Source organism: Yersinia sp. 1252 StPb PI, from assembly GCF_048593885.1.
GTDB classification, from domain to species: domain Bacteria; phylum Pseudomonadota; class Gammaproteobacteria; order Enterobacterales; family Enterobacteriaceae; genus Yersinia; species Yersinia enterocolitica_E.
Map to the genome: position 1 here is coordinate 1 of NZ_JAZGQE010000416.1, position 944 is coordinate 944.

Here is a 944-nt window from a genome sequence, read left to right on the forward strand (position 1 = left end):
CCTTGTTGATATGCCTTTAATCCAGCTAATTGCGCGGCTTGAAGTTGAGCCTCTTTTTCGGCAGCACTTTTTTTGGCGGCTAGCTCTGCCGTTAGGTCTGATTTATCGCGCTTAGTCCACTTGAGAGACCACTCCGAATTTTTACTATCGCTACCCCACCAGTACCCGCCGCCGACTAAAACTGAAATCGTCAGTAGGACAGTGAGTACTTCCGTCACCCGTGACATGTAAACTCTCCGTGAAGTGATTCACGCGTCGCCTTAAGCCACGCCACAGCATCGTCTTTATCGCTAAATGATTTATATAGGTTTTTACCTTCGACGGTTATTGTCGCGTACCATTTACCTATCAGCTTGTGCCAAGAAAGCCCCTTATAGCCTGAGGTGTTGTCGCTACGAATCGTTTGATGCTGTACATTTTGTGAATTTGTAGCTTCACGTAAATTACAAATCCTGTTGTCGCCTTTAATTTGGTTTATGTGGTCTATCTGCTCCACTGGCCAGCGCCCATGAACATAAAACCAAGCGAGCCTGTGAGCCTTGTAACTAACACCGTCAACCTTAATCTGTATATAGCCCTTGTTGCTCGGCGATCCCGCTGTCGAGCCAACGCCTACATTGTGTCGGCGGTATATTTTCCACGTAAAAACACCCGTTTCAGAGTCGTAATGAAGTATTTTTTTTAATCGTTCCAGCGTTATCATTTTGAGTAGCCCCTTAATCGATCTGAACGTGAGGCGCATCCAAGAACTTCGCTGGCTTGTCATTCGGGTTATCTGTCCAACTGATACCGAAACGCAACTTAACGCCCAGCTCTTTACCAGCCCGGTGCATGGCATCCAATACCGGCAACCAACACTTGTAATCATTCCAGTTGGCACCAGTAGGGAGCAGGTCAACCGCATTGCCGGAGATATGACGGCTATTCATGGTCTGGCTTTTACC

General features: G+C 47.2%; 1 protein-coding gene and 2 pseudogenes. All 3 read right to left on the reverse strand.

The features are described from left to right. Positions 1-227, reverse strand: a pseudogene (locus V2A85_RS23990) (hypothetical protein); the annotation flags it as partial. Next, positions 215-703, reverse strand: coding sequence for an HNH endonuclease (locus V2A85_RS23995; RefSeq protein ID WP_420072595.1), 489 nt, complete (start codon positions 701-703; stop codon positions 215-217). The pseudogene V2A85_RS23990 and the gene V2A85_RS23995, both read right to left, overlap by 13 nt. A gap of 13 nt (positions 704-716) precedes the next feature. Continuing rightward, a pseudogene (locus V2A85_RS24000) lies at positions 717-944 on the reverse strand (M15 family peptidase); the annotation flags it as partial.

What these genes read in the sequence shown, in the direction of transcription:
- V2A85_RS23995 (WP_420072595.1), bottom strand. Translation starts at nt 703, where the DNA reads ATGATAACGCTGGAACGATTAAAAAAAATACTTCATTACGACTCTGAA.